Origin of the sequence: Luteibacter yeojuensis (assembly GCF_011742875.1) — a bacterium.
Lineage (GTDB): Bacteria > Pseudomonadota > Gammaproteobacteria > Xanthomonadales > Rhodanobacteraceae > Luteibacter > Luteibacter yeojuensis.
In genome coordinates, this window is sequence record NZ_JAAQTL010000001.1 from 317,809 (window position 1) to 334,076 (window position 16,268).

The 16,268-nt window shown below is 64.7% G+C and carries 14 protein-coding genes and 1 tRNA gene; 7 read left to right on the forward strand and 8 right to left on the reverse strand.

Annotation, left to right across the window (positions count from 1 at the left end):
• Window positions 1–44 precede the first annotated feature (44 nt).
• Window positions 45–728 carry a recombinase family protein gene (locus HBF32_RS01360; protein WP_166697844.1) on the forward strand — a complete coding sequence of 228 codons (684 nt, stop codon included), beginning with the start codon at window positions 45–47 and terminating at the stop codon, window positions 726–728.
• Between the two features lie 1,198 nt (window positions 729–1,926).
• Here the strand turns inward: HBF32_RS01360 and HBF32_RS01365 are convergent.
• Entirely contained in the window at window positions 1,927–3,849 is a 1,923-nt protein-coding gene (locus tag HBF32_RS01365; protein WP_205287677.1) for a DUF6538 domain-containing protein, read from the reverse strand.
• A gap of 94 nt (window positions 3,850–3,943) precedes the next feature.
• Window positions 3,944–4,028, reverse strand: a tRNA-Leu gene (locus HBF32_RS01370).
• Between the two features lie 123 nt (window positions 4,029–4,151).
• Here HBF32_RS01370 and rnr point away from each other — a divergent pair.
• The 4 genes from rnr (at window position 4,152) to sugE (ending at window position 8,499) form a co-directional block, all read left to right on the forward strand.
• Window positions 4,152–6,866, forward strand: coding sequence for a ribonuclease R (gene rnr, locus HBF32_RS01375; protein ID WP_425482167.1), 2,715 nt, complete (start codon window positions 4,152–4,154; stop codon window positions 6,864–6,866).
• Entirely contained in the window at window positions 6,863–7,609 is a 747-nt protein-coding gene (rlmB, locus tag HBF32_RS01380) for a 23S rRNA (guanosine(2251)-2'-O)-methyltransferase RlmB (RefSeq protein WP_166697846.1), read from the forward strand. The genes rnr and rlmB overlap by 4 nt, the downstream gene beginning before the upstream one ends.
• Entirely contained in the window at window positions 7,606–7,878 is a 273-nt protein-coding gene (locus HBF32_RS01385) for a CBU_0592 family membrane protein (protein ID WP_166697847.1), read from the forward strand. The genes rlmB and HBF32_RS01385 overlap by 4 nt, the downstream gene beginning before the upstream one ends.
• A gap of 306 nt (window positions 7,879–8,184) precedes the next feature.
• Complete coding sequence (gene sugE, locus HBF32_RS01390) at window positions 8,185–8,499, forward strand: quaternary ammonium compound efflux SMR transporter SugE (protein ID WP_166697848.1); 315 nt, start codon at window positions 8,185–8,187, stop codon at window positions 8,497–8,499.
• Window positions 8,500–8,585: 86 nt separating this feature from the next.
• On the opposite strand, the gene phoU is transcribed toward sugE, so the two are convergent.
• The 6 genes from phoU to rnt all read right to left on the reverse strand — a co-directional run bounded on the left by phoU (window position 8,586) and on the right by rnt (window position 13,991).
• Entirely contained in the window at window positions 8,586–9,299 is a 714-nt protein-coding gene (gene phoU / locus HBF32_RS01395; protein ID WP_166697849.1) for a phosphate signaling complex protein PhoU, read from the reverse strand.
• A gap of 22 nt (window positions 9,300–9,321) precedes the next feature.
• Entirely contained in the window at window positions 9,322–10,065 is a 744-nt protein-coding gene (pstB, locus tag HBF32_RS01400; RefSeq protein ID WP_240147865.1) for a phosphate ABC transporter ATP-binding protein PstB, read from the reverse strand.
• 82 nt (window positions 10,066–10,147) lie between these two features.
• A complete protein-coding gene (gene pstA / locus HBF32_RS01405) occupies window positions 10,148–11,014 on the reverse strand; it encodes a phosphate ABC transporter permease PstA (RefSeq protein WP_166697851.1) in 867 nt (288 codons plus the stop codon).
• Window positions 11,014–12,045 (reverse strand): phosphate ABC transporter permease subunit PstC, encoded by a 1,032-nt coding sequence (gene pstC, locus HBF32_RS01410; RefSeq protein WP_166697852.1) that lies wholly within the window; start codon window positions 12,043–12,045, stop codon window positions 11,014–11,016. The genes pstA and pstC overlap by 1 nt, the downstream gene beginning before the upstream one ends.
• A gap of 119 nt (window positions 12,046–12,164) precedes the next feature.
• Entirely contained in the window at window positions 12,165–13,184 is a 1,020-nt protein-coding gene (gene pstS, locus HBF32_RS01415) for a phosphate ABC transporter substrate-binding protein PstS (protein WP_338039721.1), read from the reverse strand.
• A 147-nt stretch (window positions 13,185–13,331) separates the two neighbouring features.
• Window positions 13,332–13,991, reverse strand: a complete 660-nt coding sequence (gene rnt / locus HBF32_RS01420; protein WP_166697854.1) for a ribonuclease T — start codon at window positions 13,989–13,991, stop codon at window positions 13,332–13,334.
• Window positions 13,992–14,224: 233 nt separating this feature from the next.
• Here rnt and HBF32_RS01425 point away from each other — a divergent pair, with 233 nt between their 5' ends.
• Window positions 14,225–15,598: a carbohydrate porin gene (locus tag HBF32_RS01425; RefSeq protein ID WP_166697855.1), complete on the forward strand. Its 1,374-nt coding sequence runs from the start codon at window positions 14,225–14,227 to the stop codon at window positions 15,596–15,598.
• A gap of 264 nt (window positions 15,599–15,862) precedes the next feature.
• Window positions 15,863–16,210, forward strand: coding sequence for a hypothetical protein (locus tag HBF32_RS01430; RefSeq protein ID WP_166697856.1), 348 nt, complete (start codon window positions 15,863–15,865; stop codon window positions 16,208–16,210).
• Window positions 16,211–16,268: the final 58 nt, after the last annotated feature.

Here is a 16,268-nt window from a genome sequence, read left to right on the forward strand (position 1 = left end):
AAAGGTACACAATGGACTAACCGTCGTTACGCCATTGTGTACCCATGAAGACTGTTGGCTACCTCCGAGTCTCGACTAAGCGTCAGGGAGCCAGCGGGCTGGGCCTTGAAGCCCAGAAGGCGGCCATCGCTGCGCATGTGACGCAGCGCGGCGCTCAGCTTGTCGATGTATTCGTGGAAGTGGAGAGCGGCGGGTCGAGCGACCGGCCGGAGCTGCTCAAGGCTCTTCATCTCGCCAAGGTCACGGGTTCCACGCTGGTGATCGCGAAGCTCGATCGTCTGTCGCGCAACGCGGCGTTTCTGCTGGCACTTCGGGACAGCGGAGTACGCTTCGTCGCGGCGGACATGCCGGATGCCAATGACCTCACGGTAGGGATCATGGCGCTGGTGGCTGAGCAGGAGCGGCAAGCCATTTCCAGCCGCACCAAAGATGCTCTGAGGGCCGCGAAGGCTCGCGGGGTGGTGCTGGGCAATCCCAACGGTGCCGAGGCGCTCAGGCGAGCGTCTAAGGGCAACGCGGCTAGTCTTGAAGCCATCAAGCGAGTTGCTGATGACCACGCACGAGACCTTCGCCCCGTCGTGGACGAACTGCGCTTGCTGGGAGTGACAGGGCTAGGCTCATTGGCGGCAGCGCTCAACGGCAAAGGCATCCTGACGCCGCGCGGGGCGAGGTGGCACAAGACAAGTGTTCGGAACCTATTGGAGCGTCAGTCGGCCTTGAGGAACTAGCTCGGAGAGCCGCACGGCCTGACGGTGACGGTGCGCGGCTCAGTGGTGATCGAGCGATGACCGCGACAATGGCCGTAGCGAAGCTCAGTGATGGCACGCTTACAACGGAACCAAGCACTCACCCGCTTGCCTTGGCTTAGCGCCTGATCGACGCGACGAGGCGTGCTGTCTCTTTGCCGAGACGGATCGAATCTGCAACCGAGGAACTGGCGTCGCGGATGTGTGTCAGCTCCGCGTTGGTCATGGCGGCATCGCCGGGCGAGAGATCGGGCCACGTATGCACCTGCGGCGAGGGCTGTGACAGGCTGGGGTACAGGGGGGGGAATGAGGTAGGTCTACCGTTCGATACCCCAGCGGAAATCTTTCCAGAATATTTTGCGTCTCCCTTGAGGTCCTACAGACTTCCAGCCATGGGAGTGGGGGGGGCAGTTGCCTCCTACGCCACCTTAGGTCGTCTCTCTAGCCACGTGAGCCACGATGGCTCCTTAGCAAACCGTGGGAGGTTTTCGGGGTGGGAACTACGGCCCCGCTAGGTTCGTGGTTATACCCACCTAGAGGGGAGGGGGTCGATGACCACTACCGGGAGAATCCTGTGGAGACCTAGCGGCCCTTAGGCTCATTAGGAGTCCCTAGGGTAGGCAACTACGTTCCCCCTAGGATCGCAGTTATACCCGCTGTGCGGGGAGAACGAGGATGAGCAGAGGGAGTGAGCCATATGGAGGCCTCATGACCCTCAAGGAACCTTTAAGGGAGGGAACTACGTTCCCCCTAGGCTTCGTGTTTTATCCGGCTGACCTGGGGAGGGCTCTGGTGCTCAGCCTTAAGTGTCGAAAGAGCCTTTACGTCTCTATAGGGGACTCTCTCAGTATCCTCTCCCACCTTCCTCCTATGCTGTGACTTATATCTACAACCCCCCTTGGTGTCCATCTTGGCTCTTCAGGTGACCTAAGGAGCCTTAAGGAGCCTTAAGGAATCCTTCGGGAGGGAACTACGTTCCTCCTATGTTCCGACTTTTATTCTCACCACCGGTTGCGGCGGTCGAGAGGTCGCAGAAGCCGGAACGGTCCCTCAGGAATCCTAAGGAGCCCTTAGCATTCCTTTGGATATCCCTCAGTGCTTCGCTCCTATGCTGCATGTTTTATTATTCCCGGCGCCGGAGCAGGCGCTTAGCTCGCTCACAGCGGGCCGCTTCCCTTAATCAGCCGACGCGAGGTTTGCGTGTCGCATACGAGCGCCCGCTGTCGTCGGTGCTCCGGCACTCGGCAAGGAGGGCGCGGAGCCCCTTGATGTCAATGCCAAAATCCAGACCGCTTAGCGCCTCGTGATGCCTGTGGCGGGGGACTTGCAACGCGTGCTCGTACACGCCGCCAGTCGCGTCAGATGTCGCGTGGCCGACAATACTGTTCAGCGCGCCGTCGTCCAGAAGCCCTCGGCATGAGGTCTTGAACGTGTGCCTGAAGGAGTGGAATACCTTCACGTTCTTGACGTAAAGGCCGAGCATTTCGGTATAGGCCTTGAAATCGTCGGTTACCTTTCCCGCCGGATCATCCTTGCGCACCGGTGTCCACAGCGCCTGCGTGGCGCCGATATCCTCTCGGCGGTGTCGAATGAGATCCCAAATCCCAAGATCGATCAGATGAGGGTGCAATGGGATCGCACGGGATGCCTGTGCCGTCTTTAGCGTCCGAAGGTGGTTTGGCTGGATCAGGATGACGGGAGTTTCATCGTCGCTGGCCGCGTGGACCGGCTCGAAGTCGGACACGAGCAGGCCGCCCAGCTCGTTGAGTCGGGCACCGGTGTAGGTTGCGAGCACGAGAAGCCAGGGGAAGTACGTATAGCGCTGCGCCTTGGACCGCCGGCCTTTCTGATTCCGACTGTCCAAGAACCTACGGAGGTTGTCCGGATGCAGCAGTGTGCGGATTTCTTCCTTGGTCCATGCTTCGCGCGGCGCCTGCGCGCCGCCCTCTGGCAGGAAGGCCCCTAGGCCCTGAGCGGGCGACTTATCAATGAGATGCTCTTCGGTGCACCAACGAAAGAAGCTCTTGATACGGTCGATGGACTCCGCCACGCGGGTCTTCGATTGCATGGCGTCCAGCGCGATGGTGGCCGAGGCTAGCTGCGCGACGGTCATCCCGCGATAGGCTGCGGTGCCTCTGCGCGGGCGCCTGTTCGCGAAGGCCTCGAACGCCGACAGGTCTTTACGCGTGAAACTCGTTAGTTGCCTCGACTCCCCGACAAGACCGCTGAAGTCCTCATAGGCGAGCCGTGCGCTATCGGGGACCGCGTTTTTCCATGCCGCTTGCCTAGCGCTCTGTGCCTTTGTGTAGCGGCTCCACGCGTCGCCTAGGGATATACCGCTGCCGCCCGCGCGAGGCTCGCTGATGAGCACTGGGGGCGCCTCAGAGACTGTCTCCGCAGTGGCTGAAGTCGACGAGCCAACAGCGGCGTGAACAGGCTTGGCGGCCGAGGGGCGCAGGTGCTCCAGCGTTCGACCAGGTTCTTCCGAGGCCACTGATTTTGCGTAGTACAGACTCGCAGCTTCGGGCAGCCAAGTCTGGATCAGGTCGCGTCCGGACACGGCGTCGAGACTGTCGTAGGTGGCACGCTCAATGAGCGGCGACCAGTCTGAGGCGTCGTCATCCGGCGCTACCTCAGTAGCGAGTTCGACGGCGCGAGCCCGAGCCCGTGTCAGTGCTTGCCCGGTGGCAGAAATGCAGTGCACATCGGTCACGGAGGGCGGCAGGATGGCCTCGGCGAGCTCGCGGTACTCGTCGCCCATTGCATCGCACCCGGCACCATAGGCCGCCAACGACATGCTCCCTAGCCCAGTCTCGATCAGCCGCCGGACCTCACCGTCCCTGTCAATCATCCTTGCCTTCCAATCACGGACAAGGCGGTCGATCTCGGTGCGGGGGAGGTGCTTCATGAGTCTGCGAACGTGCGAGAAGAACTGACGAATCTGGTAAGCGAGGTAGCCAGCCTTGAGGATCGCGGCCCGCTGACTCCCTTCGAACAGCGACAGCCGCAGCTCAGTGCATCCGATGACCTCTTTAAGCGTCAATGGAACCCTGAGGCGGAGGTGATACGTCTCGTTCCTCAGGAGCAGGTAGGAGGGGCGCATTGTGTACCAGTCTGTGTACCAAACGTGGACCAAGCGCGTCTTTCTGAATCCCAGATACAACAAAGCCCGCATCGCTGCGGGCTTCGTCTATAATTGGTGCCCAAGAGAGGACTCGAACCTCCACGGTTTTACCCGCTAGTACCTGAAACTAGTGCGTCTACCAATTCCGCCACCTGGGCAGGTGTCCCGAAGCAGCTTCGCCGCCCCGTGAGCCGCGTAGATTAGGTAGGTCGGGGAAACTTGTCAACGATTTTGCACCCCGGATGTGAAACTATTTCACGTCCCCATCCAAAGGTTACTAAGTGACGAAGAAAAAGAAAGGCTCGGGCGCGGATCGCGGCCCCCGTAAGGCCAAGGCCACCCGACCGGGGAAGGCCCTGGCCAAATACCACGACCGCACGCCCTCGCCGGCGGTGGTCGACCCCCACGCCGACCGCGAGGCCCAGCGCTACGACCAGCCGATCCCCAGCCGCGAGGCCATCCTCGCGCTGCTCGAGGAGCGCGGCGAGCTCCTGCTGGCCGAGGACATCGCCCGGGCCCTCCGCCTGTTCACCGATTACGAGATCAACGCCCTGGGCAAGCGCCTGGGGGCGATGATCCGCGACGGCCAGTTGCTGCGGAACCGCCGCGGCGGCTACGCGCCGGCGCAGAAGCTCAGCCTCATCCCCGGTCGCGTCATCGCCAACGCCGATGGCTACGGCTTCCTCCGTCCCGACGAGGGCGGGGAGGACCTCTACCTCTCGCCCTCGCAGATGCGCAGCGTGCTGCATGGCGACCGCGTGCTCGCCAGCGTGGTCGGCATCGACCGCCGCGGCCGCCGCCAGGGCGCCATTGTGGAGGTGCTGGAGCGGCGTTCGCCGCGGCTGGTGGGCCGTGTGGTGGTCGAGAACGGCGTGACCCTGGTCGAGCCGGACGACCGCCGCCTGCACCAGAACATCATGATTCCCGCCGGGCGGGACGCCGGTGCCCGTTCGGGCGAGATCGTGGTGGCCGAGATCACCGATCCGCCGACGCCGCATCGCGGCCCGTTGGGCACGATCCGCGCCGTGCTGGGCGAGCGTCTGCAGCCGTCGCTGGTCGTGGAAATGGCCATTGCTAGCCACGACCTGCCGCACGAGTGGCCGGCCCAGGTGATCCGCCAGGCCGAGGAGGTCGAGCCCAAGGTCACGGCGGACGAGCGCAAGGGCAGGGTGGACCTCCGCAAGCTGCCGCTGGTCACGATCGACGGCGAGGACGCGCGCGATTTCGACGATGCCGTGTATGCCGAGGCACTGAAGGGCGGCGGCTTCCGGCTCATCGTCGCCATCGCCGACGTCTCGCACTACGTGCCGGTGGGGACGCCGCTGGATACCGAAGCCTACGAGCGCAGCACGTCCACCTATTTCCCCGGCTTCGTCGTGCCGATGCTGCCGGAGACGCTGTCCAACGGCATCTGTTCGCTGAACCCCAGGGTCGACCGCCTGTGCATGGTGTGCGACATGGAGATCGATGCCGAAGGCGAAGTCGTCCACTCGAAGTTCTACGACGCGGTGATGTATTCGCATGCGCGCCTCACCTACAACAAGGTATGGCAGGCGGTGGGCGAGCGGAACGCCGACGTGCGCGAGGAGATCGCCCAGGTGTTGCCGCAGGTGGATACCCTGCACAAGCTCTACAAGGCGATGGCGAAAGCGCGGAAGCGCCGCGGTGCCATCGATTTCGAGACGCCGGAAGTGAAGTTCCGTCTCGCCCCCACCGGCGATGTCGTCTCCATGGGCGCCACCGATCGCAACGACGCGCACAAGCTGATCGAAGAGTGCATGATCGCCGCGAACGTGCAGGCGGCGAAGTTCCTCTCGAAGCGGAAGATCCCGGCGCTTTATCGGGTGCACGCGCCGCCGCCGGCGGAGAAGTACGACGACCTGCTGCAGTTCCTGCGCGAGTTCAAGCTGAAGATGCCGCCGGTGGACGAAGTGACGCCGGCCGACTTCTCGGCCTTGCTGAAGAAGGTGCACGATCGCCCCGAGGCCGAGCTGATCCAGTCGGTCCTGCTGCGTGCGCAGAGCATGGCCGTCTACCACCCGGAGAACCAGGGCCACTTCGGCCTGGCGCTCGATGCGTATGCGCACTTCACCTCGCCGATCCGCCGCTACCCGGATCTGCTCGTGCACCGTGCCATCCGCTACGCCCTGACCAGGGGCAAGCCGGCCGACTACCTGTACAGCGAAGGGCAGATGGCCTCGATGGCCGTGCATTGTTCGCAGCGCGAGCGCCGTGCCGAGGAGGCCGAGCGCGACGTCGACGAGCGCTTCAAGTGCGCCTGGATGGAAAAGCACGTGGGCGAGGAGTTCGCCGGCACGATCACCGGCGTCACCTCGTTCGGACTGTTCGTGGAACTGGCCGCCTCGCGTGTGTCGGGTCTTGTCCACGTATCGCAGCTGCCGAACGACTATTACAAGTTCGATCCGGTGCGCCACCTTTTGTCGGGCGAGCGCACGGGCGCGAGCTATCGCCTGGGCGACTACGTGAGCGTGCAGGTGCTGCGCGCGAGCCTCGAGGATCGCAAGATCGATTTCCGCCTCGTCGCCCGTCTGACCGCGCTGCCCAAGCCGCCGGCACCCCTGCCTGCCGCGCCGGCGCCGGCGCCGAAGAAGGGCATGGCCGCGGCCGGCAAGGCCATCGGCCGCGCCGCGAAGAAGGCGGTCGGTCGCATCTTCGGCACCAAGGCCAAGGCGCCGGTTGCCGCCGGGCCGGCGACGGAGCATCATGCGCGGCCCGCACGGCGGGGCGCGGCGGAATCCGAGGCCGTGACACCTGCGCACAAGCGCGGCTCCCGCACGGAGAGGGAGGCTTCCGTGGCGCCGAAGACGGCGTCAAGGCGCCGTGCTTCCGGCGGCCCCGTTGCGAAGAAACCGGCCGCCGGGACCAACGCCCCGAAGGCGGCGGCCAAGGCGGCGCCGGCAAAGCGCACCACCGCGAAGAAAACAGCGGCGAAGAGAACGCCGCCGCGTAAACCCAGGAGCAAGCCGCAACCATGAGTGAAACCTGGATCGTCGGCATCAATCCGGTCGAAGGCGCCCTCGCCAACGACCCGGATCGTGTCCGTGAAGTGGTGATCGAGCAGAACTCGAAGAATGCGCGTGTGAACGAGATCGCCGCGCAGGCGCGCCGGCTCGGCCTGCCGGTAAAGACGGTGGGCAAGGATCAACTGGAAAAGCTCGGTGGCGAAGCCCGCCACCAGGGCGTGATCGCGCGTTACGAAACGCCGCCGCTGCGTGGCGAGAACGACCTTCCCGCGCTGCTCGAGGCCGCCGGTTCCGATGCGCTGGTGCTGGTGCTGGACGGCGTCACCGATCCGCACAACCTCGGTGCCTGCCTGCGCAGCGCGGCGGCGGCGAAAGTCACCGCGGTGGTCGTCCCGAAGGATCGCGCGGTGGGCATCACGCCCACCGTGCGTCGCGCCTCGGCCGGAGGTGCGGACCTCGTGCCGGTGATCGCGGCGACCAACCTCGCCCGGGCATTGCGCCTGCTGAAAGATGCCGGTGTCTGGATCACCGGCCTCGACGGCGATACCGACCAGTCGATCTACGACATCGACCTGAAGGGACCGATCGCGCTGGTGATGGGCAGCGAAGGCGACGGCATGCGCCGCCTCACCCGCGAGACCTGCGATTTCGTGGCGAAGATACCGATGCCGGGAAGCATGGAGAGTCTCAACGTCTCCGTGGCGACCGGCGTCGTGCTGTTCGAGGCATTGCGTCAGCGGGGAGGTGGGCGATGAACCTGTTCTGGCATGACTGGGCCGGCCTGATCGGCGTGACGCTGGTGCTCGTGGCGTTCTTCCTGCTCCAGGCGCACAAGCTATCCGGGCAGGGTTACCTGTACCAGGGGATGAACCTGGTCGGCGCTTTCGGCATCCTGCTGTCGCTGATCTTCGGCACGTTCAATCTCTCGGCGTTCCTCCAGGAACTCGCCTGGTTTCTCATCAGCGTGTACGGCATCGTGCGCGGCGTGAAGTTGAAGAAGGCTGCGGTGGGGCCGCTTCCGTAGTTGCGGCCCAAATGCGGGAGCCGCTTCGGCGGCGATGGGTGCTCGCGGCGACCTTGCCCGCTGCCGCGGGATCGCCGGCACAGCCGGCTCCCACGGTTTGCCGGCACAGCCGGCTCCCACGGTCTGCCGGCACAGTCGGCTCCCACGGTCTGCCGGCCCCCACGCTCTGTGGTGCCGGTCAGCGGGGGGTTACGCGCGTGATGTAGGATATTGGGAGGATCGGCGCAAGGCCGGTCCGCTCGCGGGGACGACCCCGCGATGCGCATCATCTCCGCGGGGACAACCCCGCCTTTGCGGAGCTTATCCATGTACTGGACTGTTCTCGTGCTTGCCGGTCTCTTCGAGATCGCCTGGGCCGTTGGCCTGAAATACACCGAAGGTTTCACCCGCCTTGTGCCCAGCGTGCTGACGGCCGGCGCCATGGTGGTCAGCATCGTGCTGCTCGCCATCGCCACGAAGAAGCTTCCGCTGGGAACGGCCTATGCGGTGTGGACGGGCATCGGCGCGGTGGGTGCCGTGACGCTCGGTATCGTTCTGTTCGGCGAATCGGCGCAGCCGTTGCGGCTGCTGTGCGTCGGGTTGATCGTGATCGGGATCGTCGGCTTGAAAATTACTGCTTGATGTAGGAGCCGCTATAGCGGCGAGGAAAATCTCGCGACAATCCGCACGATTGCTCTCGCCGCTATAGCGGCTCCTACAACGACGCCTTACTTGTCGAAATCCGGGCTCGCCGTGTTGTCGCGCTTCGTGCGCGGCGCCACCAGCGGTTCGCCATGGACCACGAACCATACGTTCTCGGCGATATTGGTCGCGTGGTCGCCGATGCGTTCGATGTTCTTCGCCATGAACAACAGGTGCGTGCAGGGCGTGATGTTGCGCGGATCTTCCATCATGTAGGTGAGGAGGGCGCGGAACACCACCGTATAGGCCTCGTCGAGGTCCGCGTCCGACTTCCACACCTCGTAGGCGGCCTCGGCATCCTGGTCGTGGTACGCCTTGAGCACATTGCGCAGCTGTTCGGCGGCGAGTTCCGCGAGGTTTGCCAGGCCGCCGGCGGCGGTGATCGGCGCCACGCGGCTCAGCGGGATGGAGCGCTTGGCCACGTTGGCGGCGTAGTCGCCGATACGCTCGATGTCCGCGGCGATGCGCAGGGCGGCGAACACGTTGCGCAGGTCGCCGGCGATCGGCGCGCGCAGGGCCAGAAGGCGGACCACGTCCTGGCTGATTTCCTGCTCGAGCGCGTCGAGCGCATCGTCGTTGTCGACCACGCGCTGGGCGGCGCGCTCGTCGCGGCGCTCTACCACGTCGATGGCGGCCTCGAGCTGGGCGACGGCGAGTTCGCCCATCTTGACGATTTCGCCGGTAAGGCGCTTCAGTTCGTCGTCGTAGCTCTTGATGATGTGCTGGTGCGTGGTGTTCATCGCTAACCTCGGAAAGGTGGGCTCAGCCGAAACGGCCGGTGATGTAATCTTCGGTCTGCTTCTTGTCCGGCTTGGTGAAGATCTTTTCCGTCCGGTCGAACTCGATCAGCTCGCCCATGTACATGAAGGCGGTCATGTCCGAGCAGCGCGCCGCCTGCTGCATGTTGTGCGTCACGATGACGATCGTGAAATCCTTTTTCAGCTCTTCCACCAGCTGCTCGATACGGCTCGTGGCGATCGGGTCGAGCGCCGAGGTGGGTTCGTCGAGAAGCAGCACTTCGGGCTTCAGCGCGATGCCGCGGGCGATGCACAGGCGCTGCTGCTGGCCGCCGGAAAGGCCCAGCGCGCTCTGCTTCAGCTTGTCCTTCACCTCGTCCCACAGCGCGGCGCCGCGCAGGGCTTGTTCGACGCGGCTCTCCATGTCGGCTCGCGAGAGCTTCTCGTGGTGGCGGATGCCATAGGCCACGTTCTCGAAGATGGTCATCGGGAACGGCACGGGCTTCTGGAACACCATGCCCACCTTGCTGCGCAGGCGGTTCAGCGAATACTTCGGATCGAGGATGTTCTCCCCGTCGAGGATGATCTCGCCGCTGGCGCGCAGGTTCGGGTAGATGGCATAGATGCGGTTGAAGATGCGCAGCAGGGTGGACTTGCCGCAGCCGGACGGACCGATGATGGCCGTGACCTGCTTCTCCGGCACGTCCATGGCGATGTCCTTCAGCGCGTGGAACTCGCCGTAATGGAAGTTCACGTTGCGCGCGATCATCTTCGCCGGCACCTGGCCAAGGTCCACGCCCGAGGCATGGGGCGACGTGCCGAACCCGGGCTGGGAGGCGACTTCGTTCATGTTAGTCATGGGACACCTTGGAGCGGAAGGCGAGACGGGCGATCAGGCTGAGCGCCAGCACGAACATCGTGAGGACGAAGGCGCCGGCCCAGGCGAGGGTGTTGATGTCCGGGCTCGGATCCTTCGTGTACTCGTAGATGACCTGCGGCAGGCTCGGCATCTTGTCGAGAGGGTTGAAGGTCATGAAGTTGTTGCCGAAGGCGGTGAACAGCAGCGGCGCGGTTTCGCCGCTGATGCGGGCGAGGGCCAGCAGCACGCCGGTGACGATACCCGAACGGGCGGCGCGGATCAGGATCTGCGTGGTGAGCTTCCACTGGGGTACGCCGAGCGACAGCGCGGCCTCGCGCAGGGTGCCGGGCACCAGGCGCAGCATCTCGTCGGTGGTGCGGACGATGACGGGCAGGGCGATCAGGGCGAGGGCGACGCCACCGGCGATACCCGAGAAGGTGATGTTGCCGTTCGACAGGTACTTCGAAGGCAGCACCACGATGGTGTAGACAAACAATCCCAGCACGATCGACGGCGCCGACAGCAGGATGTCGTTGAGGAAGCGGATGGTCGGGCCCAGGCGCGAACGGCGCGAGTACTCCGCCAGCCACGTGCCGGCGGCGACGCCGATGGGCGTGGCGATGAGGATGCCCAGGATGTTCAGGATCAGGCTGCCGACCATGGCGTTCGCCAGACCGCCTTCCTCGCGATAGGCCGTGATCTTGGTGAACAGCTGCGGCTTCAGCGCGGTGATGCCCTGGCTCAGGGTCTCCCAGAGGATCCAGGCGAGGAACAGCAGGCCGATGCCGGTGGCGGTCACGCTGAGCACCATCGCGACGACGTTCGTGATGCGGCGCTTGGTATAGAGCGAGGCGGACATCAGTTGCCCTCCTTCGTGGCGAGGCGGCGGAGCATGAGGCGCGCGATCAGCAGCACGATGAAGGTCACCACGAAAAGCAGGAAGGCGATGGCCATCAGCGCGGAGCGCTGCAAGCCCTGGGCCTCGCCGAACTGGTTGGCGATGGTGGAGGCGATGGAGCTGCCGGTCTCGAGGAACGAGAGGGAGAACTTGAACGTGTTGCCGAGCACGAAGGCGACCGCCATGGTTTCACCCAGCGCGCGACCGAGGCCGAGGAACACGCCGCCGATGACGGCCGTGCGGGTGTAGGGCACCACGATGTCCCAGACCACTTCCCAGGTGCTCGAACCCAGGGCATAGGCCGATTCCTTGAGGCGCGTGGGTACCGTCTGGAAGACCTCGCGCATCACCGAGGAAATGAACGGGATGATCATCACCGCCAGCACCAGGCCCGCGGTGAGCACGCCGGCGCCGAAGAATGGGTATTCGCTGGAGAAGAACTTCGCGATGAAGGGCACGTGCTGCACCAGCCACGACACCTGCCCGTCGGGCGGATCCGCGCTGAAATTGTTCATCAGCCACGGCTTGATGTGCGTGGCGACGAACGGGGCGAAGATGAAGAGGCCCCACATGCCGTAGATGATCGAAGGGATGCCGGCCAGCAGTTCGATGGCCGAGGCGACCGGACCGCGTAGCCACTGCGGGGCGATCTCGGTGAGGAAGAGGGCGATGCCGAAGCTGATCGGCACGGCGAACAGGAGGGCGATGAAGGCGGTGCCGACGGTACCCATGATGGGCACGAGCGCACCGTACTGGTCGTTGCTGGGATCCCACGCGGCGCTCGTGAGGAAGCCCCAGCCGAAGGTGCGGAAGGCATCCTGGCCCAGCCACAGCGTCGAGCCCGCCGCGCCGATGAGCGAGAGCAGCACGATAAGGGCGCAGGCCTTGAGTACGCCTCCGAAGATCAGGTCGTTGCGCGCGTCCTTCGCGGCGCGGCCTGTCCCGGCGGAGCGCTCAAGAGGTGTCGCGGCGTTGCTGGCGGTGGCATGCATGGCGGAAGCGGTTTCCCGGGCCTTGGCAAACTATGGGTCGCCGCCCCTCACGGGACGGCGACCCCCTTGGACGATACGCTGGACCGCCGTGTGTCACCGGCCGGTCGGATCGCCATGTCTTACTTGTTGAAGTCCGAGTTCCAGTAGGCCTGGATCTTCTGGGTCAGCGAGGTCGGCAGGGCCACGTAGTCGAGCGAGGCGGCGTCGGCCTGGCCCTTGTCGAAGGCGAACTTGAAGAAATCGAACGCCACCTTGGTGTGCGACGGGTTCTTCGACTTCTTGTACATGATGATCCACGTGGTCGCCGTGATCGGCCAGGCCTGATCGCCAGCGGCGTTCGTCATGATCAGGTTGAAGTCCTTCGCGGAAGCCCAGTCGGCCGTGGCGGCGGCCGCACCGAAGGTCTCGGCGGTCGGCTGCACCCACTTACCCGCGGCGTTCTGCATCTGCGCGTAGGAGATCTTGTTCTTCTTCGCATAGGCGTATTCGACATAGCCGATCGAGCCCGGGATCTGGCGGACGTACTGCGAAACGCCCTCGTTACCCTTGCCGCCCACGCCGGTCGGCCAATCGACGGCGGTGCCGAACTTCACCTTCGAAGCCCACTCGTTGCTCACCTTCGACAGGTAGTTGGTGAAGTTGAACGAGGTGCCGGAACCGTCCGAACGGTGCACGACCGTGACCTTGACGTCCGGGAGCTTGACGCCCGGGTTGAGCGCGGCGATGGCCGGGTCGTTCCAGCGGGCGACCTTGCCCATGAAGATGTCGGCGAGCACGGGGCCGGTGAGCTTCAGCTGGCCGGCGGTCACGCCCTGCAGGTTCACGATCGGCACGATGCCGCCGACGACGCTCGGGAACTGGCCGAGGCCGAACTTGGTCAGGTCCTCGCTGCTGAGCGGGGCGTCGGAAGCGCCGAAATCGATGGTGCCTTCCTTGATCTGGGCGATACCCGCGCCCGAACCGACGGACTGGTAGTTGATCTTGTTACCGGTCGTTTCGGCGTACTTCGCCGACCACTTGGAGAGGACGGGATAGACGAAGCTGGAGCCGGCACCGGTGATGTCGGTGGCCTGCACGGCGGACATGCCGAAGAGCGAAGCGGCGACCAGCGCGGCAATGCGAAGTTTGCGTGTGAACACGGAGAAATCCCCTCGATGGAAAGAGTGTCGGACGAAGCCCGCCCGGGGCCGTATTCCAGCCCTGCCGTGTTGCAATGAGACGTACTGAATGTTGCAGACTGATGACACCAGCCATTTTGGTGTCATATTAGCAACTTACGAAAAGGCTCAAGCGATGAGCGGGGCCGTCTGTTCGCGCTCGGTGAGTTCGAGCCGGCGCCAGCGGTTGACGATTTCGCAGAACAGCTCGGCCGTGCGTTCGGCGTCGTAGATGGCCGAATGGGCTTCGCGGGTGTCGAAGGTGAGTCCGGCCGCCAGTACCGCCTTGCTCAACACCGTCTGGCCATAGGCCAGGCCGCCGAGGGTGGCGGTGTCGAAGCAGCTGAAGGGATGGAACGGGTTCCGCTTGTGACCGACGCGGCGGACGGCCGCGTTGAGGAAGCCGAGGTCGAAGGCCGCGTTGTGCCCCACCAGCACCGCGCGCTGGCATCCGGCGACCCGCACCGCCTCGCGCACCGCGTTGAATACATGGTCCAGCGCCTGCCGCTCGGGCAGGGCACCGCGAAACGGGTGGTCGGGGTCGATGCCTGTCACTTCCAGGGACCGCGGGTCGATATTCGCTCCCGGGAACGGTTCGACGTTCGCGGCCACCGCCGGCTGGGGAACCAGGAACCCCGAGGGCTCCATGGCGATGGGCACGACGGCGATCTCGAGCAGGGCGTCCCGCTCGGCCTCGAAGCCGCCGGTTTCGACGTCGACGATGACTGGAAGGAATCCCCTGAACCGCCCGGCCATGGTCGAAGCGGTGCTGTTGCTCGTTGTATCCATCCGCGAAGGATATCAGCCCCCGGGGGCTGAGTGCCCCTGGGCCAGGGGCATGTTCGTTAAGCGAATGTGCGCGTGTCGTCGATCTGTAACAAAAAAGGCATGGAACGGTAAAGCCGGCGGCCCATTCTTCGCGCCGTTGGCCCCTTTGAGGAATTTCGTACAGAAAAACCTCAAACGGACTCAGGGGTTCACACACGCCAACAGCCATTCCTCACTTTCAGCGGAGACATCCCATGCGTTCCAAGTTGCTCACGGTGGCCATCGCCGCCGGTCTGGGCGTGACCAGCTTCTCGGCCCTCGCCGCGACGCCGAAGTCGCAGCAGCCGGCCCGGGTCTCGGTCGACGCCGCCACCCTCCAGCAGCTGCAGGCGCAGCTCGCCGCCCTCCAGGCCAAGGTGGCCGAACTCGAGAGCAAGCAGGAAGCCCAGGCCGACGCGCAGATCGAGACGGCCAAGGCCGTGAACGAGGTCCAGGTGGCCGCAGCGAAGCCGACCGACGACCTGACCAAGAGGGTCGACAAGCTCGCCAAGATCGTGGACAACACCCACATCGGCGGCACGATGTTCTTCGACGTGACCGACATGACTCATAAGGAGAAGGTCGGCAACGGCCCGAACCAGACGAAGGACGGCCACGGCTCCACCAACGGTACCGGCTTCGACGTCAAGCGCTTCTACCTGGTCGTCGACCACACCTTCGACGATATCTGGTCGGCCAACCTGACCACCGACTTCAGCTACCAGTCGTCGCTGTCGTCCACCAGCCTGTTCGTGAAGAAAGCCTACGTGCAGGGCAAGTTCGATCCGCTCTTCACCGTCCGCTTCGGCGCGACCGACATGCCCTGGATCCCGTTCGTCGAGAAGTGGTATGGCTACCGCTACGTCGAGAACACCATCACCGACCGCTCGTTCGAAGGCGGTCGCAGTGGCGGCACCGCCACCGCCGGCGGCGTGGGCGCGTTCGGCAACTCGTCCGACTGGGGTCTGCATGCCCTCGGCGCGACGACCGGCGACAACTCGATCAACTACCAGGTGTCGGTCGTCAACGGCCGCGGCTACCGCAACCTGAGCCGCTCGAAGAGCGTGGATGCGGAAGCCCGCTTCGGCTACTCGCCGATCGAGCAGATGGTCATCGCCGTCGGCGGTTACACCGGCAAGCGTGGCAACGATGTCGAGAACGGCGCCCCGACCCGCACGGCCTCCCGCGGCGACGCCCTCGTGGCGTGGCGCGACAAGACCTTCGGTGCTGGCGTGGAGTACTTCCACTCCGAGAACTGGGACGACATCCTGAAGTACCAGGGCACGGCGCCGGCTCCGCTCTCGATCAAGGACAAGGCCGACGGTTACTCGCTCTGGGCCGACTGGCACTTCGATCCGCAGTGGGCCGTGTTCGCCCGTTACGACCGCGTCAGCTACAAGTACACGACGGTCGCCGACAGCGAGCGTGAGCTTAAGGACAAGTACTACAACGCCGGTGTGTCGTACGACATCCTGAAGAACCTGAAGCTCGCGCTGGTCTACAAGCACAACCGTCTCGATGGCCCGTACGCCACCCCGTACCACTACAAGACCGACGAAGTCGGTTTCTGGGGCCAGCTCAGCTTCTGACCGGTATCGGAAGGGAGTTCGACTCAGGGACGAAACGGACGGCGGGCGCAAGCCCGCCGTTTTTTTAAGGGTTTTACGAATCGTCTCAACCACCCGGCATGCCCTCGCGACGTCGCCCGCTGAACGAAACGACCGGGGGATTCGACGTCCACGAATCCGGAAGACCGCAAGGCATGGGGCTCCGCGCCGTTTGCGCGGAGCGAGCCTGAACCGGCGTCCCGATCCCTCTTGCATCTGTCATATCCACTCCGTAGCTTCCGGCGAATGAAGCGCTTCCCGGCCCCTTCCATTCGACGCCTCGCGAGCACGTTCCTCGTGTTCCTCGCGCTGTTCGTCGCGTGCGCCGGTGTCCAGGCGATGTCCTGCCCTGATGTGACCGACACGGTCGCCGTCGCCTTGTACGCGGATGCCGGGAGCGACCCGGCCGATCCCGGCGACGAAGGCCTGCGCTTGTCGCTCGAGGACAACAACAGCGGCCTCGACGACAGCTTCGACGTCCCGCCCGAGCATGCGGTGAACATGCCGCGGCTCCATCCGGGCCGGCCTCCTGGCCTTGTGCCTCCGCCCCACGCGCACGCACGCAGTTCCGAACTGCGTCCTCCGATCGCCTGATCCCGGCGCGCGTCTGCGCGCCCGTTTCACCCCCCACCCCTTTTCCCCGCGCTACCGG